The organism is Caulobacter sp. GW821-FHT10F06, from assembly GCF_058809215.1.
Window position 1 is genome coordinate 57,929 of the sequence record NZ_JBXASK010000005.1, and the last position, 21,285, is coordinate 79,213.

At 68.9% G+C, this 21,285-nt stretch carries 16 protein-coding genes and 1 pseudogene; 6 read left to right on the forward strand and 11 right to left on the reverse strand.

The annotated features are described in order from the left end of the window. Positions 1 to 97 precede the first annotated feature (97 nt). From AC1RUS_RS12215 to AC1RUS_RS12225, 3 genes are read right to left on the reverse strand one after another with little or no spacing between them, the layout of a single operon-like run. Complete coding sequence (locus AC1RUS_RS12215; RefSeq protein ID WP_492916425.1) at positions 98 to 526, reverse strand: PaaI family thioesterase; 429 nt, start codon at positions 524 to 526, stop codon at positions 98 to 100. Next, positions 523 to 4,116 carry a M1 family aminopeptidase gene (locus AC1RUS_RS12220; protein ID WP_492916428.1) on the reverse strand — a complete coding sequence of 1,198 codons (3,594 nt, stop codon included), beginning with the start codon at positions 4,114 to 4,116 and terminating at the stop codon, positions 523 to 525. The genes AC1RUS_RS12215 and AC1RUS_RS12220 overlap by 4 nt, the downstream gene beginning before the upstream one ends. Positions 4,117 to 4,128: 12 nt before the next feature. Next, positions 4,129 to 5,007, reverse strand: coding sequence for an ABC transporter ATP-binding protein (locus tag AC1RUS_RS12225; RefSeq protein ID WP_492916430.1), 879 nt, complete (start codon positions 5,005 to 5,007; stop codon positions 4,129 to 4,131). A 186-nt stretch (positions 5,008 to 5,193) separates the two neighbouring features. Between AC1RUS_RS12225 and AC1RUS_RS12230 the strand changes: the two genes are divergently transcribed. From AC1RUS_RS12230 to AC1RUS_RS12245, 4 genes and pseudogenes are all read left to right on the forward strand, one after another. Continuing rightward, positions 5,194 to 5,874, forward strand: coding sequence for a fumarylacetoacetate hydrolase family protein (locus tag AC1RUS_RS12230; protein WP_492916432.1), 681 nt, complete (start codon positions 5,194 to 5,196; stop codon positions 5,872 to 5,874). An 11-nt stretch (positions 5,875 to 5,885) separates the two neighbouring features. Beyond that, positions 5,886 to 6,527: a maleylacetoacetate isomerase gene (gene maiA, locus AC1RUS_RS12235; RefSeq protein ID WP_492916434.1), complete on the forward strand. Its 642-nt coding sequence runs from the start codon at positions 5,886 to 5,888 to the stop codon at positions 6,525 to 6,527. 10 nt (positions 6,528 to 6,537) lie between these two features. After that, entirely contained in the window at positions 6,538 to 7,164 is a 627-nt protein-coding gene (locus tag AC1RUS_RS12240) for a carbonic anhydrase (protein WP_492916436.1), read from the forward strand. Positions 7,165 to 7,190: 26 nt separating this feature from the next. Continuing rightward, a pseudogene (locus AC1RUS_RS12245) lies at positions 7,191 to 7,291 on the forward strand (hypothetical protein); the annotation flags it as partial. Positions 7,292 to 7,317: 26 nt separating this feature from the next. On the opposite strand, the gene pbpC reads toward AC1RUS_RS12245, so the two are convergent. The 4 genes from pbpC to AC1RUS_RS12265 form a co-directional block, all read right to left on the reverse strand. After that, positions 7,318 to 9,387: a penicillin-binding protein 1C gene (pbpC, locus tag AC1RUS_RS12250; protein WP_492916438.1), complete on the reverse strand. Its 2,070-nt coding sequence runs from the start codon at positions 9,385 to 9,387 to the stop codon at positions 7,318 to 7,320. A gap of 133 nt (positions 9,388 to 9,520) precedes the next feature. Further along, positions 9,521 to 14,563 carry an alpha-2-macroglobulin family protein gene (locus AC1RUS_RS12255; RefSeq protein WP_492916440.1) on the reverse strand — a complete coding sequence of 1,681 codons (5,043 nt, stop codon included), beginning with the start codon at positions 14,561 to 14,563 and terminating at the stop codon, positions 9,521 to 9,523. An 88-nt stretch (positions 14,564 to 14,651) separates the two neighbouring features. After that, positions 14,652 to 15,473, reverse strand: a complete 822-nt coding sequence (locus AC1RUS_RS12260) for a carbonic anhydrase (RefSeq protein WP_492916442.1) — start codon at positions 15,471 to 15,473, stop codon at positions 14,652 to 14,654. A 68-nt stretch (positions 15,474 to 15,541) separates the two neighbouring features. Then, positions 15,542 to 16,015 carry an Lrp/AsnC family transcriptional regulator gene (locus AC1RUS_RS12265; RefSeq protein ID WP_492916445.1) on the reverse strand — a complete coding sequence of 158 codons (474 nt, stop codon included), beginning with the start codon at positions 16,013 to 16,015 and terminating at the stop codon, positions 15,542 to 15,544. A gap of 119 nt (positions 16,016 to 16,134) precedes the next feature. Here AC1RUS_RS12265 and ald point away from each other — a divergent pair, with 119 nt between their 5' ends. Beyond that, positions 16,135 to 17,247, forward strand: a complete 1,113-nt coding sequence (gene ald / locus AC1RUS_RS12270) for an alanine dehydrogenase (protein WP_492916447.1) — start codon at positions 16,135 to 16,137, stop codon at positions 17,245 to 17,247. A gap of 111 nt (positions 17,248 to 17,358) precedes the next feature. Here ald and AC1RUS_RS12275 read toward each other — a convergent pair whose 3' ends face one another. Continuing rightward, positions 17,359 to 18,063 (reverse strand): glycosyltransferase family protein, encoded by a 705-nt coding sequence (locus AC1RUS_RS12275; protein WP_492916448.1) that lies wholly within the window; start codon positions 18,061 to 18,063, stop codon positions 17,359 to 17,361. 165 nt (positions 18,064 to 18,228) lie between these two features. Then, a complete protein-coding gene (locus tag AC1RUS_RS12280; RefSeq protein ID WP_492916451.1) occupies positions 18,229 to 19,104 on the reverse strand; it encodes a bifunctional regulator KidO in 876 nt (291 codons plus the stop codon). 102 nt (positions 19,105 to 19,206) lie between these two features. Here AC1RUS_RS12280 and AC1RUS_RS12285 point away from each other — a divergent pair, with 102 nt between their 5' ends. Then, positions 19,207 to 20,184, forward strand: a complete 978-nt coding sequence (locus AC1RUS_RS12285; RefSeq protein WP_492916453.1) for an XdhC family protein — start codon at positions 19,207 to 19,209, stop codon at positions 20,182 to 20,184. Positions 20,185 to 20,258: 74 nt separating this feature from the next. On the opposite strand, the gene moaC is transcribed toward AC1RUS_RS12285, so the two are convergent. Continuing rightward, positions 20,259 to 20,732, reverse strand: coding sequence for a cyclic pyranopterin monophosphate synthase MoaC (gene moaC, locus AC1RUS_RS12290; protein WP_492916455.1), 474 nt, complete (start codon positions 20,730 to 20,732; stop codon positions 20,259 to 20,261). Continuing rightward, on the reverse strand, positions 20,729 to 21,283 hold the full coding sequence (gene moaB / locus AC1RUS_RS12295; RefSeq protein WP_492916456.1) for a molybdenum cofactor biosynthesis protein B: 555 nt from the start codon (positions 21,281 to 21,283) through the stop codon (positions 20,729 to 20,731). The genes moaC and moaB overlap by 4 nt, the downstream gene beginning before the upstream one ends. Positions 21,284 to 21,285 lie beyond the last annotated feature (2 nt).

The following is a 21,285-nucleotide window of genomic DNA, read 5'->3' on the forward strand; positions in this document are numbered from 1 at the left end:
GGACGCAGGGGCAACCGCACTGCACTGGCCCCTGGGTCCCGGCTCTCCGCTTCGCTGCGGCCGGGATGACAAGTATTTTTGGGTTTGAAGTGGATGACTACGGAATGGCGTAGGCCACCGTCGCCTTGGCCGCAGCGCGCTCGCGGCTCTCGTTCCACATCAACACGTCGACCGTGGCGATGCGGCGTCCAAGCTTCAGCAAAACCGCCTCGGCATGGAGGTCGCCCGGCTTGCAGCCGCGCAGGAAATGGACCGTCAGCGAGGTCGTGACCGCCATGGCCACCTCGCCGATATGGGCCAGCACCACGGCGTAGGCCGCCGTGTCGGCCAGGGTCATCAGGGTCGGACCCGAGATCACCCCGCCCGGCCGCAGCTGCCGGCTGGCATAGGGCAGCTTCAGCAGCGCCCGGCCCTCTTCGACCTCCAGCACCGACGCCATCTGCTGCGGGTCCGCCTCCGGAAAAGCCCTGCGCAGGAAGGCGTTCAGCGCATCGGCGTCCAGCTTGAGGGCGCCGTCCTCGCTCACCCGCCGACCTTGATGGTGTTGTCGTCGCCGTTGCGGTCGATGACCGTGTTGTAGGGATCGACCCCGGCGAACTTCGGCGGCTTGGCGACCGTGAAGGTCAGGGTCTGGACGCCAGAGCGGATCGGACGGCGCTCCAGCAGCACGACATTGCCGGCCTTGAACGCCGGCTTGCCAGGCTCGGCCGTGAACAGGCCGACATCCATGGTCTCGTTCAGGACGGCCGAGGTCTCCTTGCCCTTGCCGTCGGCGTACATCTTCCGGGCCTCGATCGTCAGGGTGACGTCATAGCGGCCGTCGGCGCGCTTCTTCGACGTCGCCGACTTGGTCTTCAGATCGTAAAGCGTGATCTTCTGGAAGAGGTCGGTGATCAGGGCTTGCTTGTCGGCGGGCGCCTCGGCGCGCACGGCGGCCAGGAAGTCCAGCGTCGTCGGATAGGGCGCGCCCTTGAAGGCGTGGTCCTTGATCAGCTTGCGCAAAGCGCGATTGACCGCCGCCTCGCCGATCTCGTCCTGCAGCCGGTACATGACCAGCGAGCCCTTGCGGTAATAGACGTAAGGCTGCTCCTCGACCTTGTAGAGCGGCTGCTCCTCGATCGGATCGCCGCCGCGGGCGCGCAGATAGCTGTCCAGCTCGAACTTCAGGAACTTGCGGATCTGGCTCTCGCCGTACATCCGCTTCATCACCATCAGGGCCGAGTACTGGGCCAGGGTCTCGCTGAGCATGGCGCCGCCCTGCTGGTCGGCCCCGATCACCTGGTGGGCCCACCACTGGTGGCCGATCTCGTGAGCGCCGACATAGGTGACCATGTCGATCTTGTCGGGCTTGCGGTAGTCGGAGATGAAGAACATCCCCTCCGACCACGGGATCGTATTGGCGAACGACTGGGCGAACTGGGCGTAGTCGGGGAACTCCTGGAACCGCAGCTGGCGGAACTGGTAGGGGCTGAACTCCGTCGACATGTAGTCCAGCGAGGCCTTCATCGCCGTCTTCATGCGGTCGATATTCCAGGGATGCTGGGCGTCGTAATAGACGGCCAGGTCGACGCCCTTGTAGCTTTCGCGGGCGACCTGGTAGCGGGCCGACTGGATCGAGACGAAGTTCTGGATCGGGGCCTCGGTGACGAAGCGCGCCACCCGACGGCCGTCCTTGACCGTGTCGGAGACCTTGTAGCCCGGCGCGATCGGCGTCTGGTCGGCCAGGGTCGAGACGGTGATGTCGGACGACACCCAGTCGGCGTCCTTGCGCAGGCCGTTGAACTGCATCGACGCGGCGTCGCCCAGCTTGGCCATGCGGCGCTCAGCGGGCAGGCCGTACTTGCGGCGCTTGGCGCGGTCCTTCAGCAGGCCGTCGCGCGACATGCCCAGGATCGGCGCGATCTCCATGTTGTTCAGGAACGTGCCGTTGTCGACGACCCGGCTTTCGGCGTCGCTGTTGGGGAAGCCCTTCTGGGCGCGCTCGGTGGTGAAGCTCATCTTGCGCCGCTCGCCCGGCGCCATCGGCGTGTCGAAGGCGAAGATGCGGTAGTTGAACCTGTCGTAGGTCTTCTTCGAGCGCGCGCCCTGGATCGACAGGCCCTTGACGGTCAGGTCACGGTCGAAGCGGACGTGGATCTCCTTCAGCGGCGCGCCCGTGCGGTTCTCGATCACATAGGCTCCCCAGGTCGAGACGCGCGGCTCGCCGGGATAGAGGTCGACCTCCATCAGCATCGAGACGATCTTGGGCTGCGGCGTGTTCTCGAACGGCAGCAGGGTCTTTTCGTAGTCGGCCTGCCACTTCTCGTTGTCGATCCGGGTCCGGTAGTCGTTCCAGACATTGGTGTTGATGAAGATGAAGACGCCGCTGGCCAGCGCCACGACCAGGGCCGAGACCAGGGTCAGGCCGGCCTTGCCGGTCATGCGGCCGGGCAGGCGCTGGATGCGCGGCCACAGCCGGCTCTCGGTCCCGCGACGCCACAGGCCATAGGCCAGAACCACCAGCACCAGGGCGAAGGCGCTCCAGTAGAGCCGCAGCCACCAGGCCCCGATCCAGAACTTGCCCTGGCCGTTCATGTCCGAGAACGGGGTCTCGGTCGTGGCGCCATAGGTGTAGAGCTTGTGCTCGAGACCCAGGTTGCCGAAGGTGATGGTGGCGACGATGTAGATCACCATCAGCCCCCAGCCGATGAACTTGTGCGGGCTGATCGCCTGCAGGAACACCGCCAGCACCGCCAGCAGGATCCAGTCCACCGATTGCGGCAGCACGTACCACAGCAGGTACTTGCCCAGCTCCAGGTTGGTGTAGCCGTGGGCCAGCTGGCTGATGATCGCGGCCAGCACGCTGACGAACAGGGTCGAGATCAGCACCAGGGCGATGGCCAGGGTCTTGGGCCCGACGAAGGCCCAGTCGGGCACGGGTGTGGCGTCGATGATCTCGTGGGTCTTCCTCTCGCGCTCGCGCCAGACCAGTTCGCCCGAATAGTAGATGGCGATGATCATCGGGATCAGGCCGAACGAGCCCGTCAGCGGCTGCAGCAGCACGCGGGTGACCGGATAGATCACCCCGCCGTAGCGGCCGGCGTCGGTGGCGAACCACAGCGAACCCATGGCGTTGGCCAGGCCCAGGAACAGCAGCACGAAATAGGCCGGGCTCTTGAACACCTGGCCCATGTCCAGCCGCGTGCGGGCGACCAGCTGGGCCCAGGCGGCCTTGCCGTCATAGGTCGGGACCGGCAGGGGCCCTGCGGCCAGGATCGGCGCGGCGTCGCGATCGGCCGCGCCCGCCTTGGCCTTCTTGACCTTCCGGGAGCCCGACAGCTCGGCCGGCTGGACGTTGAACAGGAAATAGGCGGCGGCCAGGAAGGCGCTCGACACCGTCAGGCAGAAGACGCGGTTCCACAGCAGCACGCCGGCCAGGGGCGGGGTGATCGTGTTGCGCTCGGTGGCGGTCCAGTACTTGGTCACCAGGCCGTAGGCGGCGGTGCCCAGGGGCTCCCAGATCGCCGCGCTCTTCTCGAACTCGGGCCGGTCCAGCGCGATGCCGGCGATGATCCACAGCACCATGAAGGCGATGACGCCGACATAGGTCCACATCATCGAGCGGGTCACCGTGGCCAGGGCGAAGAAGATCGCCGAGGTCAGGAACAGCGCCGGCAGAGCCAGGGCGAAATAGGAGAAGAGGTAGGCTTCGAGGATGTTGGGCCCGAGGCGCTCGGGATCGATCCACGGCATGAACGAGCCGATGAAGATCGCCAGGGGCACGGCCAGGAACGAGATCGCAGCGGCCAGGAAGGCGCCGGTGAAGCGACCGTAGAGATAGTCGAACTTGCGGATGCGGGTGGAGCGGAGGATCGGCCCGAACCCGGTCTCGTCGTCGCGCACCACCACATTGGCGACGAACGCCGTGGTCACGAACATGTAGAAGATCGACAGGATCAGGTGGGTCTGGGCGATCGCGAACGGGGCGTTCTTGTGGATCGAGCCGCCGCCGCCGATGCGAATCTGGTCGATCGTGGCCGCCCCGAAGGTCAGCAGGAAGAAGATCGTCGCCACCACCCAGAAGACGGGGGACTTCAACTGGTAGCGGAGCTCGAAGCCCGCGATCTTGCGAAACATCCGGCTGTCCTCCTACGCCGCGCGGCGGGTGGCGGACAGGGTCGAGAAATAGACGTCCTCGAGGCCGCCCTCGACCGGCGCGAAGCCGTCGCCCGGGTCCTGCTCGGACTCGATGTGGATGACCGTGCGGCCGGCCAGCAGGCGGGTGGAGATGATCTTGTGGCGGGCCCGGGCGGCCTCCAGCTCGCTCTTGTCGATGATCTTCTTCCAGATGCGGCCCTTCAGCTGGGCCACCAGATCGGTCGGCGCGCCTTCCTTGACGATGCGGCCGTCGCAGATGATCGCCATGGCCGGACACAGGTCCGACACGTCCTCGACGATATGGGTCGACAGGATCACCACCACGTTCTCGCCGATCTCGGCGAGCAGGTTCAGGAAGCGGTTGCGCTCCTCGGGGTCGAGGCCGGCGGTGGGCTCGTCGACGATGATCAGGCGCGGATCGCCGATCAGGGCCTGGGCGATGCCGAAGCGCTGGCGCATGCCGCCCGAGAACCCGGCCAGGGCCCGCTTGCGGACGTCCCACAGATTGACCTGGTTGAGCAGGCTCTCGACCGTCTCCTTGCGCGCCTTGGCGCCGGAAATGCCCTTCAGCACCGCCATGTGGTCGAGCATGTCGTAGGCCGAGACTCGCGGATAGACGCCGAAATCCTGCGGCAGGTAGCCCAGGGTGCGGCGCAACAGCTCCGGGGTCTTCAGCACGTCGATGTCGCCGAAGCGGATGTGGCCGGAGGTCGGGGCCTGCAGGGTGGCGATGGTGCGCATCAAGGTCGACTTGCCGGCGCCGTTCGGACCCAGGAGCCCGTACATGCCGCTCGGGATGGTCAGGCTGACCTCATCGAGCGCGCGTTTTCCGTCGCCATAGACGTGAGTCAGGTTCTCGATGATCAGCATGCGCGCGCTCACAGCCCCCGTACGAAGTAGTCGCCCAAAAAACCCCACAATCGTCATGACTCGGCTGTGCGGGGATGAGCAAGTGAAAGAACGTTTAGACGCTCGCCGCGCCCCGAAGATTTCTAACGCGCGATAACCTTGATCGGGGCGCTTTTGAAGCGGGCGGTTTGGGTCTAATCAGGCGGCATGACGACATACGCCTTTCCCCCGCCCGCCCTTTCCACGGTTCCGGTCGAGGGTTCGACCGAGGTCTTTCCGGTGCGCCGGATCCTGTGCGTAGGGCGAAACTACGCCGCCCACGCGCGCGAGATGGGCGCCGACAGCCGCGACCCGCCGTTCTTCTTCGCCAAGCCGGCCGACGCCCTGGTCACGGAAGCGACGAGCGTGCCCTATCCGCCGGCCACATCCGACCTGCATTACGAGATCGAACTGGTCGCGGCCCTGAAGGCCGGCGGCGAGAACCTGACGCCCGAGCAGGCGATCGACCTCGTCTTCGGCTACGCGGTCGGCGTGGATCTCACCCGCCGCGACCTGCAGAACGCCGCTAAGGCCAAGGGCCATCCGTGGGAAGCCGGCAAGGCCTTCGACGCCAGCGCCCCGATCACCGCCATCCGTCCGATGAGCGGCCCGCCGCCGGAAGGCGCGATCTGGCTCACCGTCAACGGCGAGGAAAAGCAGCGCGGCGAGATCGCCGACATGATCTGGAACGTCGCCGAGGTGATCGCCAAGGCCAGCCAGTTGTGGACGCTGGCCGCCGGCGACCTGATCTTCACCGGCACGCCCGAAGGCGTCGGCCCGATCGTGCGCGGCGACCAGATCGTCGGCGAGGTCGAGGGTGTGGGCCGGCTGGCCTTCACCCTGGTCTAGGAGCGGTCGCCATGAAGCTGACGCTGCACAGCGCCTGGCGGGCCAGCGCGCCCTACCGGGTGCGCATCGGCCTCAACCTCAAGGGCCTCGACTACGAGATCCGTCCGGTCGACCTGGTCACCAGCCAGCACCACGATCCGGCCTATCGCGCCCTCAACGCCCAGGCCCTGGTGCCGACGCTGGAGGTCGACGGTCGTCGCCTGACCCAGAGCCTGTCGATCCTGGAGTGGCTGGACGAGGCGCATCCCGAGCCGCGCCTGTTGCCGACCGACGCCTTCGACCGGGCGACGGTGCGAACCATGGCCGAGATCATCGCCTGCGACATCCATCCGGTGAACAATCTGCGCATCTTGCGGGCCCTGACCCAGCTGGGCGTCGACCAGGACGGCCGCGACGCCTGGGCCCAGCGTTGGATCGCCGACGGCTTTTCGGCGCTGGAGCCGATGGTCGCCCAGCACGGCCGGGGCTACGCCTTCGGCGACGCGCCGGGTCTGGTGGATTGCTGTCTCGTGCCGCAGGTCTATAACGCCGCCCGCTTCCACGTGGACATGACGCCCTATCCGGCGATCAACGCCGCCGTGGCCAAGGCCCATCAACATCCGGCGATCGTCGCCGCCCATCCCAACCTGCATCCGGACGCCCAGAAGGCCTGAGGAGAACAGCATGCTCGAGGACTTGAAGGCCAACAACGCCGCCTGGTCGAAAGGCAAGACCGAGGTCGACCCGCAGTTCTTCAAGCGGCTCGAAAACCAGCAAAGCCCGGAATATCTGTGGATCGGCTGCAGCGACAGCCGCGTACCGGCCAACGAGATCGTGGGCCTGGATCCCGGCGAGCTGTTCGTCCACCGCAACGTCGCCAACCTGGCCCCGCCGCAGGACGCCAACTACCTGTCGGTGCTGCAGTTCGCGGTCGACGTGCTGAAGGTCAAGCACATCATGGTCGTGGGACACTATGGCTGCGGCGGCGTGGCGGCGGCCATCGATGGCAAGCGGCGGGGTCTGGTCGACCACTGGCTGCACCCGATCCGCGAGGTCCACGCCGAGCACCGCCATGAGCTGGACGCCCTGCCCAGCGAGAAGGACAAGCTCAACCGCCTGTGCGAGCTGAACGTCATCCGCCAGGTCCGCAACGTCGCCGCCGACGTCTTCGTGCAGGACGCCTGGGCGCGCGGCCAGTCGCTGGCCGTGCACGGCTGGGTCTATTCGCTGGGAAATGGCCTGGTGACGGACCTGAACGTCGGGATCTCGAGCCTCGAGGCCTATGAGGCGGCGGCTGGGGGGCCGTGCTGAGCAACGCCCTCGCTTAACTTAAAACCTGTCATCCCGGCCGCAGCGCAGCGGAGAGCCGGGACCCAGGGGCAACCGCGATGCGGCGGCCCTGGGTCCCGGACAGCCTCTGCGAGGCTTCCGGGATGACAAGGATTGGGATCAGCGTTGCAGCGCCTACCCCACCTTGATCCGCACCCGCGAGGTCGCCTTGCGCCCCTGCCCGTCCACCACCGACAGCTTGTAGAACCCCGGCGCCGACGGTCGCCAGACCACCCGGCCGCTGACCGGGTCGGCCGACAGCGGGGTTCCCGCGACGTACCAAGTCAGGTTGTCGCCGCCGGCCGCCAGAACCAGCCCCCGCGACCTCGGCCCCAGGGCCTCGACCTGCACCGCCGCGCCGTCGGGCGGGAAGATCAGGCGCGGACCTTCGGCCGCTGCGCGCAGGGTCTGCAGGGCTTGCGGCGCGGCCTTCGGGGCGATCGGACGCGGGGCCGTCGTCGGCGCGCCCACCACGTCGGCGACGTCGAACAGCAGCGGCAGGGCCGCGTCGCGCCCGGTCAGCCCGCCCCGTGCGCCGCCGTCGGCCCGGCCGGTCCAGACGATCATCGCATAGCCGCCGACCACCCCGGCCGCCACCGCGTCGCGGAAGCCGTAGGAGGTGCCGGTCTTGAAGGCCATGGCCGGTCCGCCCAGGGTCAGGGCCGACGGCGCGCGGCCGCGCGGGGCCGGGGCCTCGCGCAGGATGTCCAGCACCTGCCGCGCCGCCTCGGGCCGAACCATGCGCGTGCCGCCGGACTTTTCGCGCAGTCGGGCGTCGGCCTCGGTCCAGGCCAGGGGCTTGGCGAGGCCGCCGTCGCCCAGGGCGGCATAGAGCATGACCAGATCGCGCAGGGTGATGCCCTCGCCGCCCAGCGCCAGCGCCAGGCCCGCCGCCTTCAGCTCCGACTTGGGTCGCGCCAGGTGCGCGCCGGCCGCCTCGATACGACCGGCGAAGGCCTCGGGGCCCAGGCGCTCCAGGGTGGCCACGGCCGGGACGTTCAGCGAGTGGGTCAGGGCCTCGCGCACCGTGACCTTGTCGTGGAACACCCGGTCGAAGTTCTCGGGCTGGTAGTCGGCGAAGCGGGTGGCGCTGTCGGCCAGCTGGGTGTCGGCGGCGACCAGGCCGTCGTCCATGGCCATGGCGTAGATGAACGGCTTCAGGGCCGAGCCCGGTGAGCGCAGGGCGCGGGTCATGTCCACCCAGCCGCCGGGCCGGTCACGGCCGGCCGAGCCGACGGCGGCGCGCACCGCGCGGCCCTTGATTTCAACCACCAGGATCGCGGCGGCGGCGTCCGTGCCTTGCGAGGCGGCGACGGCGGCGGCCATAGGCTCCAGCCGGGCCTGCAGATCGGCGTCGATCGTCGAGATGACACTGGCCTGGCTGACCGGCGCGGCCTTGGCCAACTCGCCGGCGATGTTCCAGGCCAGGGCCGGGAAAGGCGCGCGACGTGGCAGGGGTTCGGCTTCAGCCTCTGACGCGGCGCTCTCGCTCAGCACATGAGCGCGAACCATCTTGTCCAGCACCGCCCGTCGGGCATAGCGCGCCGCCTCGGGGCGACGATCGGGTCGGCGCGCCTCGGGCGACTGCGGCAAGGCGATCAGCAGGGCCTGTTCGCCGTCGGTCAGGCTGGTCGGCTCGTGGCCGAAATAGGCGAGGCTGGCGGCGCGGACACCTTCCAGGTTGCCGCCGTAGGGGGCGAGCGTCAGGTACAGCGCCAGGGTCTCGCGCTTGGTCAGCCGCGATTCCAGCTGCACGGCGCGGATCATCTCGATCAGCTTGGAGCCCAGGTTGCGTGGGCGCGGCTCCAGCAGGCGGGCGGTCTGCATGGTCAGGGTCGAGGCGCCCGAGGTGGCTCGGCCATGGACAATCGCCGTGCCCGCCGCGCGGACCACCGCCAGCGGATCGACGCCCAGGTGGCCGTAGAACCGCGCGTCCTCGACGGCGATCAGCCGGGCCTTGAAGCTGTCGTCGGTGCGGTCGAGATCGGTGCGGATCCGCCAGCGGCCGTCTTCGACCGGCAGGGCTCGGAGCCACGCGCCGCGCCGGTCCAGCGCCACCGGCGAGGAGTGATGGGCGCGGGTCATGTCCGGCGGAAAGACGGCGCTCAGGGCGAAGAGGGCGACCTGTAGGCCGATGAAGCCGACGAGGACGCGGGTGAGCGTCGCGATCCTCTTCCCCCTTTGGGGGAGGAGGATGCGCAGCATCCGAAGGGGGCCCGTGGCGGGAGCGCCCCCTGAATCAGCAGGCGTCATTCCGCGGAGAGCCCCGGCCTGCTCGCCCGCTCCGGGCTTGCGGCCCTCCTCCCCCATAGGGAGAAGATGAAGCGCATACGCATCCTCACTGCCCCGGCGCGATCACCGCGCGGCCGGCGTCCGAGCGGGCGTTCAGGCTTGGCCGGTACATATCCTTGGCGACGGCGCCGGGCAGGAAGAACTCGCCCGGGGTCACGGCCCGCGCCACATAGGCCAGGGCGAAGGGCTTGTTGCCCGCCAGGTCCATCGCCGCGATGAAGCGGTCGTCGCGGCTTTCCTGGACGTCGGCCGCGGTCAGTTCGCCGAGGAACTTGTACGGACCGTTCTGGGCGTCGTCGGCCCCGAGCGTGGTCTCGATCTCGAAGCCGGCCGGCAGGGCGTCATCGACCACCAGGGCCGTGGAGCGCGCCTGCATCGAGCGACCTGAGACCAGGATGATCACCCGGTCGCCCTGGCGGATGGCCGAGGGATCGACGGCTCCGCCGTTCATCGATAGCAGCCGCTTGCTCACCGACAGGCCGTTGGACGCGGCGCCCGGCGCGAACACCGGGGTGCCGCGCACGGAGACCGTCCGCCACAGGGCGCCCTTGCTGGTGTTGACGAAGCGGCTGTCGGCCAGCTTGCCCACCGCCCAGCGCGGCGCACCCCCGGCCGCCGGCAGGGGCATGGCGCCCTTGGCGTCGATCGAGATCGGGCCGGCCGCCTTCAGCAGGGCGTAGGCGGCGTGCAGCAGGGCGGCCTGTTCCTGGGTATTGAGGGCGTCGGGGTCCTTGACCACGTTCTCCAGCCGGCCTTGCAGCTGGCGAGCTACATCGCCTTGGCCGGCCTCGACGGCGAGCGCCGTCAGGGTGGCCACGTCGCGCAGCGGGCTCTGGTACCAGTCCTGGTCGTCGCGATAGCCTAGCGAACGGATCGCCTGGCGCATGGCCGAGCGGGCCCGGGCTTGGTCGCCCATGCGGGCCAGGCCGGCGGCGACATAGGCCTTGGCGATCGGCTGGTCCTCATCCTTCATCTGCACGTCGTGCCACCAGCGCAGGCGGGCAAGATCGCCCTTGCCACCCTTGGCCATCACGTACAGCGCATAGGCCGAGGCCCGGCGGCGCATGCGTTCGGTGGCCTTCTTGGAGGCGTCGGGATTGGCGGCCCACCATTCGGGATATTCCATCCGGTAGGACACCGAGGCCCAGCTGTCGGGTCGGCTGATCTGGCGCATGGCGTTCATCGCCTTGTCGATGGCCCCGTCGGGCACCGCCACGCCCTGGGCCTTGGCTTCCAGGATGAAGTCGGTGGCGTAGGCGCCGAGCCAGGCGTCAGCCTCGCCGTCGCCCACGCGCCAGAGGCCGAAGGCGCCGTCGAGAGTCTGGCGGTCCAGTAGCTTGCCCACCGCGCCGGCCAGGGCGGCCGGGGTGCGCTTCAGCTTCGGATCGCTGGTCAGGCTCTGGGCGTAGAGCAGCGGATAGGCCGTCGAGACCAGCTGCTCGGTGCAGCCATAGGGGTAGCGTTGCAGGGCCACCGCGATCGCCGCCGGGTCGAAGCCCTTGAACGGCGAATAGCTGACCTGCAGCGTCACGTCCCCGGCCGCCAGACCGCTCATCAGATCGTAGGACGGCGTGTAGGCCGCGCCGGGTTGCTGCAGTTCGGTAGTGGTGCGCACCACGTCGCCCCAGCCCAGCCGGGTCTGGATCGGATAGTCCTTGGTGGTGGTGAAGCCCGGCCCGGCGACCTTGAAGCCGATCTTGCCGATGCCCGTCACGTCCGGCGCCAGGAAGGGTATCTTTTCGGCCAGGCGCTGGCCCAGGACCAGCTGGAACACCTTCTTGAAGGCCACCTTCAAGCCATTGGTCGAGAAAGCCTCGGCGGTGTAGGCGCCCGGCTTGCCTTCGACATTGTGCAGCTCCAGCGTGGCCATCGCCTTGTCGCCGGGGGCCAGGAAGCGCGGCAGGTTGAGGTCGGCCACCACCGGCTGGCGCACGGTCAGGGGCTTGGAGCCCGAGCCGACGGCGTTGTCGGTCCAGGCCACGGCCATCAGCCGCAGCTCGCCGTTGAAGTCGGCGGCCGGCAGCTTGATCACCGCCTTGCCGTCCAGCCCGGTCTCGACCACGCCGGACCACAGGGCCACGGTCTTGATCGGGGTCACCGTCAGGCCCTCGCCGCCGACCTCGTCGCCGCCGAAATTGACGTTGGCGGGCGCGCCGAGGTTCGGATCGAGCAGGCGGCCATAGTCGTCGCGATAGTCGACGCCCAGGGCCCGCTTGCCGAAGTACCACTTCACGGGGTCGGGGCTGTCCTGGCGGGTCAAGCGCAGGATGCCTTCGTCCACCGCCGCGACGGTGACGTGGGCGCGCTGGCCAAAGCCGAGGCCCTTCACAGCAACGGGGATCTCGACCGGCGCCTTGCTGTCGATCTTCACCGGCGTGCCGAGATCCACGGTCAGCTTCCGGCCCTTGGGATCGAGCGGCACATAAACGAGACCCAGAGCTCGGCGCGGCTTGGGCGAGGCCACCGGATCGCGCGGCTGGATGACGCTGACCATGATATAGGCCCCGCCGCCCCAGGCGGCCGAGGTCTTCAGGCGCACGGTCGTCCCGTTCTCACCCACGGAGACCGTCTTCAGGTCGATCAGGCGATCGGTGGCGACGGCCACCTGGGCCTGGCCGGCATAGGGCGGCTTCAGCGTGATCTCGACGGTGTCACCCTGGACATAGGCCTTGGTCCCGGCGCTGACGCGCACGAAGTCCGGCGCCTCGGCGTCCTTGGCGGGCGAGCCCCAGCCGGCGGCGAAGCGGGTGACGGTCTTGGAGCCGTCCGCGCCCTCGACGACCAGGCGATAGTCGCCCCAGCCCAGGCGGCGGGTGATGCGCAGCGGATCGCCGGCCCCGATATTGGCCTGGGCCTTGGCCACCACCGCGTCGCGGCTGGTGCGCCGCCACTGCCAGCGGCCGCCTTCCTGGTACCAGTCATAGTCCCAGTTCTCGCTGATCAGGGTGTAGGTCGCCGTGGCGCCCACCCGCTTGCCGGCGGCGTTGACGGCGATGACGTTCAGGGTGATCGGCGGATCGCCCTTGGCGCTTTCGCCCTGGTCGACCTTGACCCCGAAATAGAGCGGCTTGGCGCGAACCTTCAGGTCCAGCCCCTCGCGCACCGGACGGCCGCCCGGCTCGAACACCGAAGTGGTCACCGACGCCACCAGCGGCTGGGCGGTCTCGCCGGCCACATCCGTGCCGACCGACAACACCGCGCGGCCTTCGCCGTCGGTGACCGTCGTGCCCAGCTCCAGGAACTTCTCGTCGAACGGCGTCTGGGCGTCGCCCCAGACATAGTCCTTGAAGGCGGGGAACGGATCGTTGTCGACGCGCAGGCGGGCTTCGCCCTGCGTCTGCAGGCCAGCCCCCGGCGCGCCGTAGAGGAAGCGGGCCGAGACGTCGACCTTGCGGGTCTCACCCACGCCCAGCGGGACGGATTCCTGGCCTGTGGCCGTGACCGCCAGGCGCTGCGGCGCGAAGTCCTCCACGCTGAAGGTCAGGCTGCCGGCGACGGCCTCGATGCCTTCAATCTTCAGTTCGGCGGTCCAGCGCCCCCGCGGCGCGGTGCGCGGCAGGGCGATGTCGGCCAGCACGGCGCCGGCGTTGGCGTTGCTGAACGGATAGCGCTTGAACTCGACCCCCGAGGGACGCTTGACCACGATCTCGCCCTTGCGGTCGTTGACGGCCTTGGCCAGGCGGTCACGGGCCATGGCGGTCAGGTGGACGGTCTCGCCCGGGCGATAGATGCCGCGGTCGGCATAGAGGAAGCCGTCGATGTCGGTCTTGGTCGCGCGGCCGTCGGTGACGCCCTCGCGCCCGCCGACGCCTTGCTTGGAGAGGTCCACCGGCGAGCGGTCGAGATCCAGCACCGCCAGGTCGCTCTGCGGGCCATAGGCCATGATCATCTTGGCGTGTTCGCCGCCTTCGCCTTCCAGCAGCGGACGCAGGAAGCGCACGCGGCCGTCGGCGTCGCTGGTGGCCTGGGCCAGGTCCTGGCCATCCTTGGCGACCAGCGAGACCTTCACGCCCGACATCGTCTTGGCCGTCTTCAGCGAGCGGACCACGACGTCGAGGGATTCAGAGCCGTCATAGGCGATCATCGCCATGTCGGTGAACATGATCCAGCGGCGGGCCTGGGCGGGCGGGGTGTCGCCGTCCTCGTCCGGATCGCGGCCGCCCGAGGCGTCGCGCGCCTTGATGACATAGCCGCCGGCCTTCATGTCCTTCAGCACCGCGCCCAGCGGGAAGACGGTGGTCGCCTTCTGGCCGGTGGTGGAATTGTTGACCTGCACGACGCCCTTCCAGACCCGGCGGCCGTCCTCGCCGACACTGTCGTCGCCATAGTCGCCGGCATAGTCGCCCTCGCCCGAGGGATCGGGGGCGCTGATCGACTTGCGGACCAGGTTGCGGTCCGGCACGCGCCAGACCTCGATGGCCAGGGCGGAGACATTGATGGTCTCGATGCCGACGCCGTCGGACTCCTCGCGCGGCAGGATCACGCCGTCGCCGGCGAAGCCGACGTACGGGGGCTTTTCGCCGAACGTGAAGTCGACGTCGGCGTTGGCGGTCAGGGTGTCTCCGCCCTTGGCGGGCAGGCCCTTGAGCAGGGTGATCCGGTGGTCGGTGAAGCCGACGCCGCCGACGCACAGCTCGTCGCCCTTCACCCGCACAGCGGGCTGGCGGCCGATGTCGGGCGAGATCAGCACGAAGTCGGCATAGGATTTGGACGGATCCAGCGCCTTGCTCATCCGCACGCAGGCCATCGGGTCCTGGCCGGAGCTGTCGATGCGGGTCTGCCAGACCGCGAAGCCGTCGGGCTTGGGGATGCCCCGGCGCGGCGCGTTGGCCGAGCGCGGCTTGCCAAACAGCGACCAGGCCTCGCCCTTGACCGGGGTCGAGGCCACGCCGGCCTTGCCGCCGCCAAACCAACCGAGCTCGGCCGCCTTGCCGGTGAGAAGACCACCGCCGAAGCCGATGACCAGGGCTCCAGCCGCGACGGCGACCAAAGGCGACTTCAGACGCTCGGGAATGTGGCTCTTGAGCTGCGCCCAGCGAGCCGAGAGGGAGCCGCGTCCGCCCACCGGCGGCGTCTCGTCCGTCGACATCCCGTATCCCCTCGCTTGGTCTAACGAGGGGGACTTGAGCCTAAGCCGGGTCGGGGGTCAACGTATCGGCGTTCGCCGATTCGCCGCGTCAGGCGTCGAACGCCACCTGGCCGCTGGCGAGGTCGTAGCAGGCCGAGACGATCTTCAGGCGGCCCTCGCCCAGGCGCTCGGCCAGGACGCCGTCGGCGACCTTCAGACGGGCGGCGACATCACGGACGTTCTGGCGAATCGCGGCGTCCTGCAGGTCGGCGGGATGTTTGTCCTGGGCTTCCAAAACGGCGGGCACGATCGGCAGGACCATGGTCAGCAGGGCGCCGTGCAGGTCGCTGTGCTTGGTGGCGACGTCGACCGCCGCGCCGACGGCGCCGCACTTGGTGTGCCCCAGGACCACCACCAGTGGCGCGCCCAGGTGCTCGACAGCGTAGACGATCGAGCCCAGGCCTTCCTGGCTGACCGTCGAGCCCGCGACGCGGACCACGAACAGCTCACCCAGATTGCAGTCGAAGATCAGCTCGGGCGCGGTGCGGCTGTCGCTGCACCCGACGATGATCGCATAGGGATGCTGGCCGCCGGCCAGTTCGGTCAGGCGCGCCGCGCCCGGCAGGGCGATGCTGGCGCCGCCGCGCGAGAAGATGGTGTTGCCCTGCTTCAGACGGCCCAGCGCCTCGTCCGGGCTTACGGCCTGCGGCGGCGGAGCATGAGGGGCTTCGGCCGGGTCGGCTTCCAGCGGCTTGACCTCGGCCAGGGCCTTGTGGAGCGCTTCCTTGTCGGTGGCCTGGGTCTTCAGGGCCTTGCGCGTGCGGCGGCCCTTCTTTGTCAGCAGGGTGGGCTCGTCGCCCTCGGCCAGGGCCAAGGCGGGCGCGGCCAGGCTGGAGGCCAGGACGCCCAGCAGAAGTCGTCTCGAAACCATCTCGTCCCCCGACGCGGTTCATGTCGGGGTCCAGACCTAGAGGAACAAGGTTAACCTTAGGTAGGTTTCTACAGCGGCAGTTCGCCACGTTTGACCACGGTGCGCAGGGCGATGCTGGAGCTGACCCGCACCACGCCGGGGATCCGCGTCAGCTCCCGGGCGTGGACCCGCTCCAGGTCGTCGACATCGGCCACCACCAGCCGAAGCAGATAGTCCGAGCCGCCGGTCATCAGGTAGCACTCGGCCACCTCGCGGACGTTGGCTATGGCTTTTTCGAAGCCGCTCAGCGTCGCCTCGGCCTGGGATGACAGGGTGACGGTGACGAAGACGGAAAGCGGCAGGCCCACCGTGCGCTCGTCGATCACGGCGGCGTACCGGCCGATGACCCCGGCCTCCTCCAGCGCCCGCACGCGACGAAGACAGGCGGACTCGGAAAGATTCACCGCCTCAGCCATTTCCACATAGCTGGCCCGGCCGCGTCGCTGGAGCAGGGCCAGGAGCTTCCGGTCGAATGTGTCCAGGTCGACGACGGGTTTCTTCATTACGAACCTTCATGACGCAGGATTCCTGCATAACACAGTTCTCGTCGCATGAAATGGCCAGGGAACCTGCGGGCCGAGAGGCGTAAACCGGCGTCAAAGTCCTTCAGGAGGAAATCATCATGCGCGTCGGCGTCCCTTCCGAGATCAAACCGGGCGAACACCGGGTCGGACTCACCCCTACGGCGGTCCGCGAATATGTCGGGCACGGCCACAGCGTCCTGGTGCAGTCGGGGGCCGGTCTCGGCGCCGGCTATTCGGACGAGGCCTACGTCAAGGCCGGGGCGACCATCGCTCCCGACGCGGCGGCGGTGTTCTCCGGCGCGGACATGATCATCAAGGTCAAGGAACCGCAGAAGATCGAGTGGGAGAAGCTGGAACCCCGCCACATCCTCTTCACCTATCTGCACCTCGCGCCCGATCCGGCCCAGACGGAAGGCCTGCTGAAGAGCGGCGCGGCGGCCATCGCCTATGAGACCGTCACCGACGCCAAGGGCGGCCTGCCGCTGCTGGCCCCGATGTCGGAAGTGGCCGGCCGGATCGCCGTGTTCTCCGCCGCCGAGACCCTGCTCAAGCACAATGGCGGCATGGGCCTCTTGCTCTGCGGCGTGCCCGGCGTGCCCCCGGCCCGCGTGGTCGTGCTGGGCGGCGGCGTGGTCGGCTCCAACGCCGCCCGCATGGCCGCCGGTCTTGGCGCCGAGGTGGTGGTGCTGGAGCGCTCGATCCCGCGCATGCGCGAACTGGACGACCTCTATCAGGGCCGCATCCTGACCCGCTATTCGACCTTCGCGGCCGTCGAGGAGGAGATCCTCAAGGCCGACGTCATCATCGGCGCGGTGCTGACCGCCGGCGCCGCCGCGCCCAAGCTGGTGCGTCGCGAGCATCTCAAGCAAATGAAGCCGGGTTCGGTGCTGGTCGACGTCTCGATCGACCAGGGCGGCTGTTTCGAGACCAGCAAGCCGACCACCCACGCCGAGCCGACCTACACCGTCGACGGCGTCGTCCACTACTGCGTGGCCAACATGCCCGGCGCGGCGCCGCGCACCTCGTCGGAAGCCCTGGGCAACGCCACCCTGCCGTTCGGCCTAGCCCTGGCCGACCACGGCCTGGATGCGCTGAAGACCAACGTCCACCTGGCGCGCGGTCTCAATGTGCTGAACGGCGAACTGACCCATCCGGCCGTGGCCGAGGCGCTGGGGAAGACGTCAGTGGATCCGTATGGGGCTTGGAAGTAGGCCACACCCTAGCACGTCATCCCCCGACTTGTTCGGGGGACCCAAGCCACATCGGCAAGGTCAGCTTGGGTCGCCCGGATAAACCGGGCGATGACCGAAGGGGTTAGGCCCTTAAGCCGCGAACCGCGCCAGGTCCTGGTGGCTTTCGACCAGATCGAGCACGTCGTTCATGCAGAAGTCCGGATCGACCGGATGCAGGGCGTCGTAGATCGAGCGGGCGAAGGCCAGGTCGGCGGCGGTCTTGACCCGCCAGTCCAGGTGCGACCAGTCGCGGCGGGCCTTCAGGTGCGTGTGGCTGAAGCGCTCGGGGGCGTTGCGGATGGCGGCGGTCGGCGAGACGCGGGCCGTCGGATCGCGTTCCTCGGCGGCCGAAACGCGCAGGGCGTTGGCGGCGATCACCTCGACCTCGAGCCCGGCCGGGAAGGTGCGGATAGCCCGGTTGGAGGTGTAGTCGGCGCCGCTCTTCAGGGCCAGGCGAACGGCGTCGTCGACGATGCCGGCGTCGACGAACGGCGCGTCGCCCTTGATGCGGACGATATGGCTGACGGCGCTATTGGCCTCGGCGCAGCGGGCGATGCGGTCGAGGATGTCCGCGCCCGCGCCGCGATGAACGGCGTAGCCGCGCGAGACCACGAAGCCGGCCAGGGCGTCGTCGGAAGCGTCGGTGCTGGTGGCGACGATGATCTTGCTCAGGGTGCGGGCGCCGCGCAGGCGCTCCAGCTGGCGGATGATCATCGGCTGGCCCTGGAGGGTGGCCATGGCCTTGCCGGGAAGACGACCGGCGCCCATGCGGGCTTGCAGTACAGCGAGGATCATCGGTCAGCCCCCTGACGTTGCGATTGAAATCCAGACTATTCGACAAACATAAAAGTCATGTGAATCAGATATTTATGAGGCGTTAGCCATCATTCGCCGCGCCTTTGGTCAAGGCGCGCGGACGCGACCGGCGAGGTCACTGTCGGATGCGATTCGGGGGTGGGGCTAAGCGACCCAACGACGCGGGTCGAGCGCGACCGGATCGTCGATGGCCATCTCGTCCCAGTCCAGGTCCGGCGGCGGGCTGGAGGCGGCGGCGACCACGGCCGACAGTTCGGCGGCGGAGGTCACGCCCACCAGGACGGCGCTGGCTTCCGGGCGCGACAGGGCGAAGCCCAGGGCGGCCTGAAGCGGATCGGAGCGGCCCTCGGCGATCATCCGGCGCACGCGCGACAAACGGCCCGAGGCGCCCTTCAGCTGGGCCGGCACGCGATCGGGCGGCAGGAACAGCAGACCGTTGAGGAAGATCGAGCGCAGCTGCACCTCGACGCCCATGCCGGCGATACGGGCCAGGGAGCCGTCGGCCAGCAGGCGCTGGTCGAGCAAGCTGGCCGGAGCCTGCAGGATGTCGGGCTTGAAGCGGCGGGCCACGCCCACCGGATCGTCGCTGGCGTGAGCCGCAACGCCGATCTTGGCGAACAGACCCTCGTCGCGCAGACGGGTCAGGCGATCCCACAGCGCCGCGCCGTGCGGACCGAACAGCTCGGACGGCGTGTGAACGATGATGGCGTCGGCGCGTTCCAGCCCCAGGCGGCGCAAGCTGGCGCGGGCCTCGGCCTCGACGAAGTCGGGACCGCGGTCGGCGCGCGCCGACGACAGGGTCACGCGCATGGAGACGGGACGGGGAAGCAGGTCGCCCAGGATGGCTTCGGCGCGGCCGTAGACGCCCGAGGCGTCGAGGACCGAAAGCTGGGCGCGGGCGGCGATGTTGAGAATGTCACGGGCTTCGGCTTCAGGCGAACGGCCGCGAGGCGCCGAGGTCATGCCGTCGAGGCCGAACTGGGCGGCCGCAAGGCCAAGCTTTGAAACCGAAATAGGCATGGTCATCCGTGCGGATTGAACACCGACTGAGTGGTGACCGTACGCGCCAAGGTTTGAAGAACCCGTTTCTGGAACCTTGCCGAGGGGTTAAAGTCGAGGGTGATGAACAGTTTTCCGACGGCCGTCGATTGGCCCCTCTACGGCATGGCCGACGACGCTCGCCCCGCCCTGAAAGCCGCGCTGGATCAAGGTCCAGCGGCGCTTGCGACCATCGTCGCCCTGGGCGGCGGCGGCCCGCGTCCGGTCGGCGCCCAGATGGTGTTCGGAAAAAATATTGTCTCCGGTTTTTTATCTGGCGGCTGCATCGAGTCTGACGTCGAGGTCCATGCCCTGGCCTGCCTCAAGGACGGCCAGCCGCGCCGACTGGTCTATGGCGACGGCAGTCCCTGGCCCGACATCCGGCTGTTGTGCGGCGCGCGGATCGAGATCCTGGTCGAGCGGATCCTTCCCGAAGACGCGGCGGTCGCGACCCTGCTGCGCCTGGCCGATTGCCGCATGCCGGCCTTCTGGGCCAGCGACGGCGCCACGCGCCGGTGCATGGAAGAGCCGATGGCCGCCTGGCCGGGGGCCTTCGAGCGGGCCTATGACCCCGCCCCACGCCTGGCCGTGGTCGGGGGCGATCCCACTGCCCTGGCCGTGGCCAGCCTGGGCGCGCAGGCCGGGTTCGAGACCTTCCTGATCCGGCCAAAGGGCCCCGCCGCCCCGCCGCTGCTGACGGGCGTCAGCTATAGTCGCGACCCGGTGGAGGACGCCTTGGCCGATCTGGACCTGGACGCCTGGACCGCCGTGGCGATCTGCGGCCACGACATCGAAGTCGACCACGCCGCCCTGTTGGCGGCCCTGCCGTCGGACGCGGCCTATGTCGGCCTGCTGGGCGCGCGACGGCGGCTTTCGGAGCGCCTCGACAGACTGAGAGCGGCCGGCCTGACCGAGCACGATCTCCTGAAGCTGCGAGCGCCGATCGGCCTGGACCTGGGCGGCAAGGCCCCGTTCGAAGTCGCCATCGCGGTGATCGGCGAGATCATCGCCACCCGCCATGGGCAGCCGGCGCTGGAGCGGCGCGCGGTGGTGGAGGCTTAGAGGCAACAATGCTTGTCATCCCGGCCGCAGCGAAGCGGAGAGCCGGGATGACAAGCATTGTTGCGTGAACCGCGCTAGTCCGCCCGCCAGTCCCCGGACTTCCCGCCTGTCTTCTCGACCAGGCGCACGGCTTCGATGACCATGCCCTTTTCGGCGGCCTTGAGCATGTCGTAGATCGTCAGGCAGGCCACGGAGACGGCGGTCAGGGCCTCCATCTCGACCCCGGTCGGGCCGGTGGTCTTGACCCGGGCGGTCACCGACAGTCCGCCCTCGCCCGGCTCGACCTCGACCACCACCTTGCTCAGGGCCAGCGGATGGCAGAGAGGGATCAGGCTGGAGGTCTGCTTGGCCGCCATGACGCCGGCGATCTCGGCCACGGCGCGGACGTCGCCCTTGCGGCCGGTCCCCGACACCGCCAGGGCCAGGGTCTCGGCGCTCATCCGCACGAAGCCCGTCGCCACCGCCTCGCGGGTTGTTGCAGCCTTGTCGGAGACATCGACCATCCGGGCCCGGCCCTGGTCGTCGATGTGGGTCAGCTTGCTGCTCACTGTTCCAGCAACCTCGGCATGAGCTCGACCATGTTGCAGGGCTTGTGGCGGCTGTCGAGCTGGGCGGCGATGACCTTGTCCCAGCCGTCGCGCACCGCGCCGTTGCTGCCCGGCAGGCAGAACACGAAGACGCCATCGATCAGGCCGGCCGTCGCCCGCGACTGCAGGGTCGAAAGCCCCACCGAGGCGTAGGACACCAGGTGGAAGATCACCGAGAAGCCGTCGATCTTCTTGTCGAACAGTGGCTCCAGCGCCTCGACCGTCACGTCGCGACCGGTCAGGCCGGTGCCGCCCGTAGTGACGATGGCGTCGACCTGGCCGCTGGCGATCCACGCGCGAACCTGGTCGCGGATCCGGGGAATGTCGTCGCGAACCACGGCGCGCCCGGCGAACACGTGGCCAGCCGCCTTGACGCGATCGATCAAGACCTGGCCGGAAGTGTCGCTGTCCTCGTCCCGGGTGTCGGAGATCGTCAGGATGGCCACGCGCACCGGCGTGAACGGGAGGTCCGGCTTGATCCCGCCGCCGGGAATGAGGCTCGCCGCCGACATGT

Coding starts and splice junctions, on each gene's coding strand:
- pbpC (WP_492916438.1), bottom strand. CDS start 9,387: ATGCTGCGCATCCTCCTCCCCCAAAGGGGGAAGAGGATCGCGACGCTC.
- AC1RUS_RS12240 (WP_492916436.1), top strand. CDS start 6,538: ATGCTCGAGGACTTGAAGGCCAACAACGCCGCCTGGTCGAAAGGCAAG.
- AC1RUS_RS12225 (WP_492916430.1), bottom strand. CDS start 5,007: ATGCTGATCATCGAGAACCTGACTCACGTCTATGGCGACGGAAAACGC.
- moaB (WP_492916456.1), bottom strand. CDS start 21,283: ATGTCGGCGGCGAGCCTCATTCCCGGCGGCGGGATCAAGCCGGACCTC.
- AC1RUS_RS12275 (WP_492916448.1), bottom strand. CDS start 18,063: ATGATCCTCGCTGTACTGCAAGCCCGCATGGGCGCCGGTCGTCTTCCC.
- AC1RUS_RS12265 (WP_492916445.1), bottom strand. CDS start 16,015: ATGAAGAAACCCGTCGTCGACCTGGACACATTCGACCGGAAGCTCCTG.
- AC1RUS_RS12260 (WP_492916442.1), bottom strand. CDS start 15,473: ATGGTTTCGAGACGACTTCTGCTGGGCGTCCTGGCCTCCAGCCTGGCC.
- AC1RUS_RS12230 (WP_492916432.1), top strand. CDS start 5,194: ATGACGACATACGCCTTTCCCCCGCCCGCCCTTTCCACGGTTCCGGTC.
- AC1RUS_RS12255 (WP_492916440.1), bottom strand. CDS start 14,563: ATGTCGACGGACGAGACGCCGCCGGTGGGCGGACGCGGCTCCCTCTCG.
- ald (WP_492916447.1), top strand. CDS start 16,135: ATGCGCGTCGGCGTCCCTTCCGAGATCAAACCGGGCGAACACCGGGTC.
- AC1RUS_RS12285 (WP_492916453.1), top strand. CDS start 19,207: ATGAACAGTTTTCCGACGGCCGTCGATTGGCCCCTCTACGGCATGGCC.
- AC1RUS_RS12220 (WP_492916428.1), bottom strand. CDS start 4,116: ATGTTTCGCAAGATCGCGGGCTTCGAGCTCCGCTACCAGTTGAAGTCC.
- maiA (WP_492916434.1), top strand. CDS start 5,886: ATGAAGCTGACGCTGCACAGCGCCTGGCGGGCCAGCGCGCCCTACCGG.
- AC1RUS_RS12280 (WP_492916451.1), bottom strand. CDS start 19,104: ATGCCTATTTCGGTTTCAAAGCTTGGCCTTGCGGCCGCCCAGTTCGGC.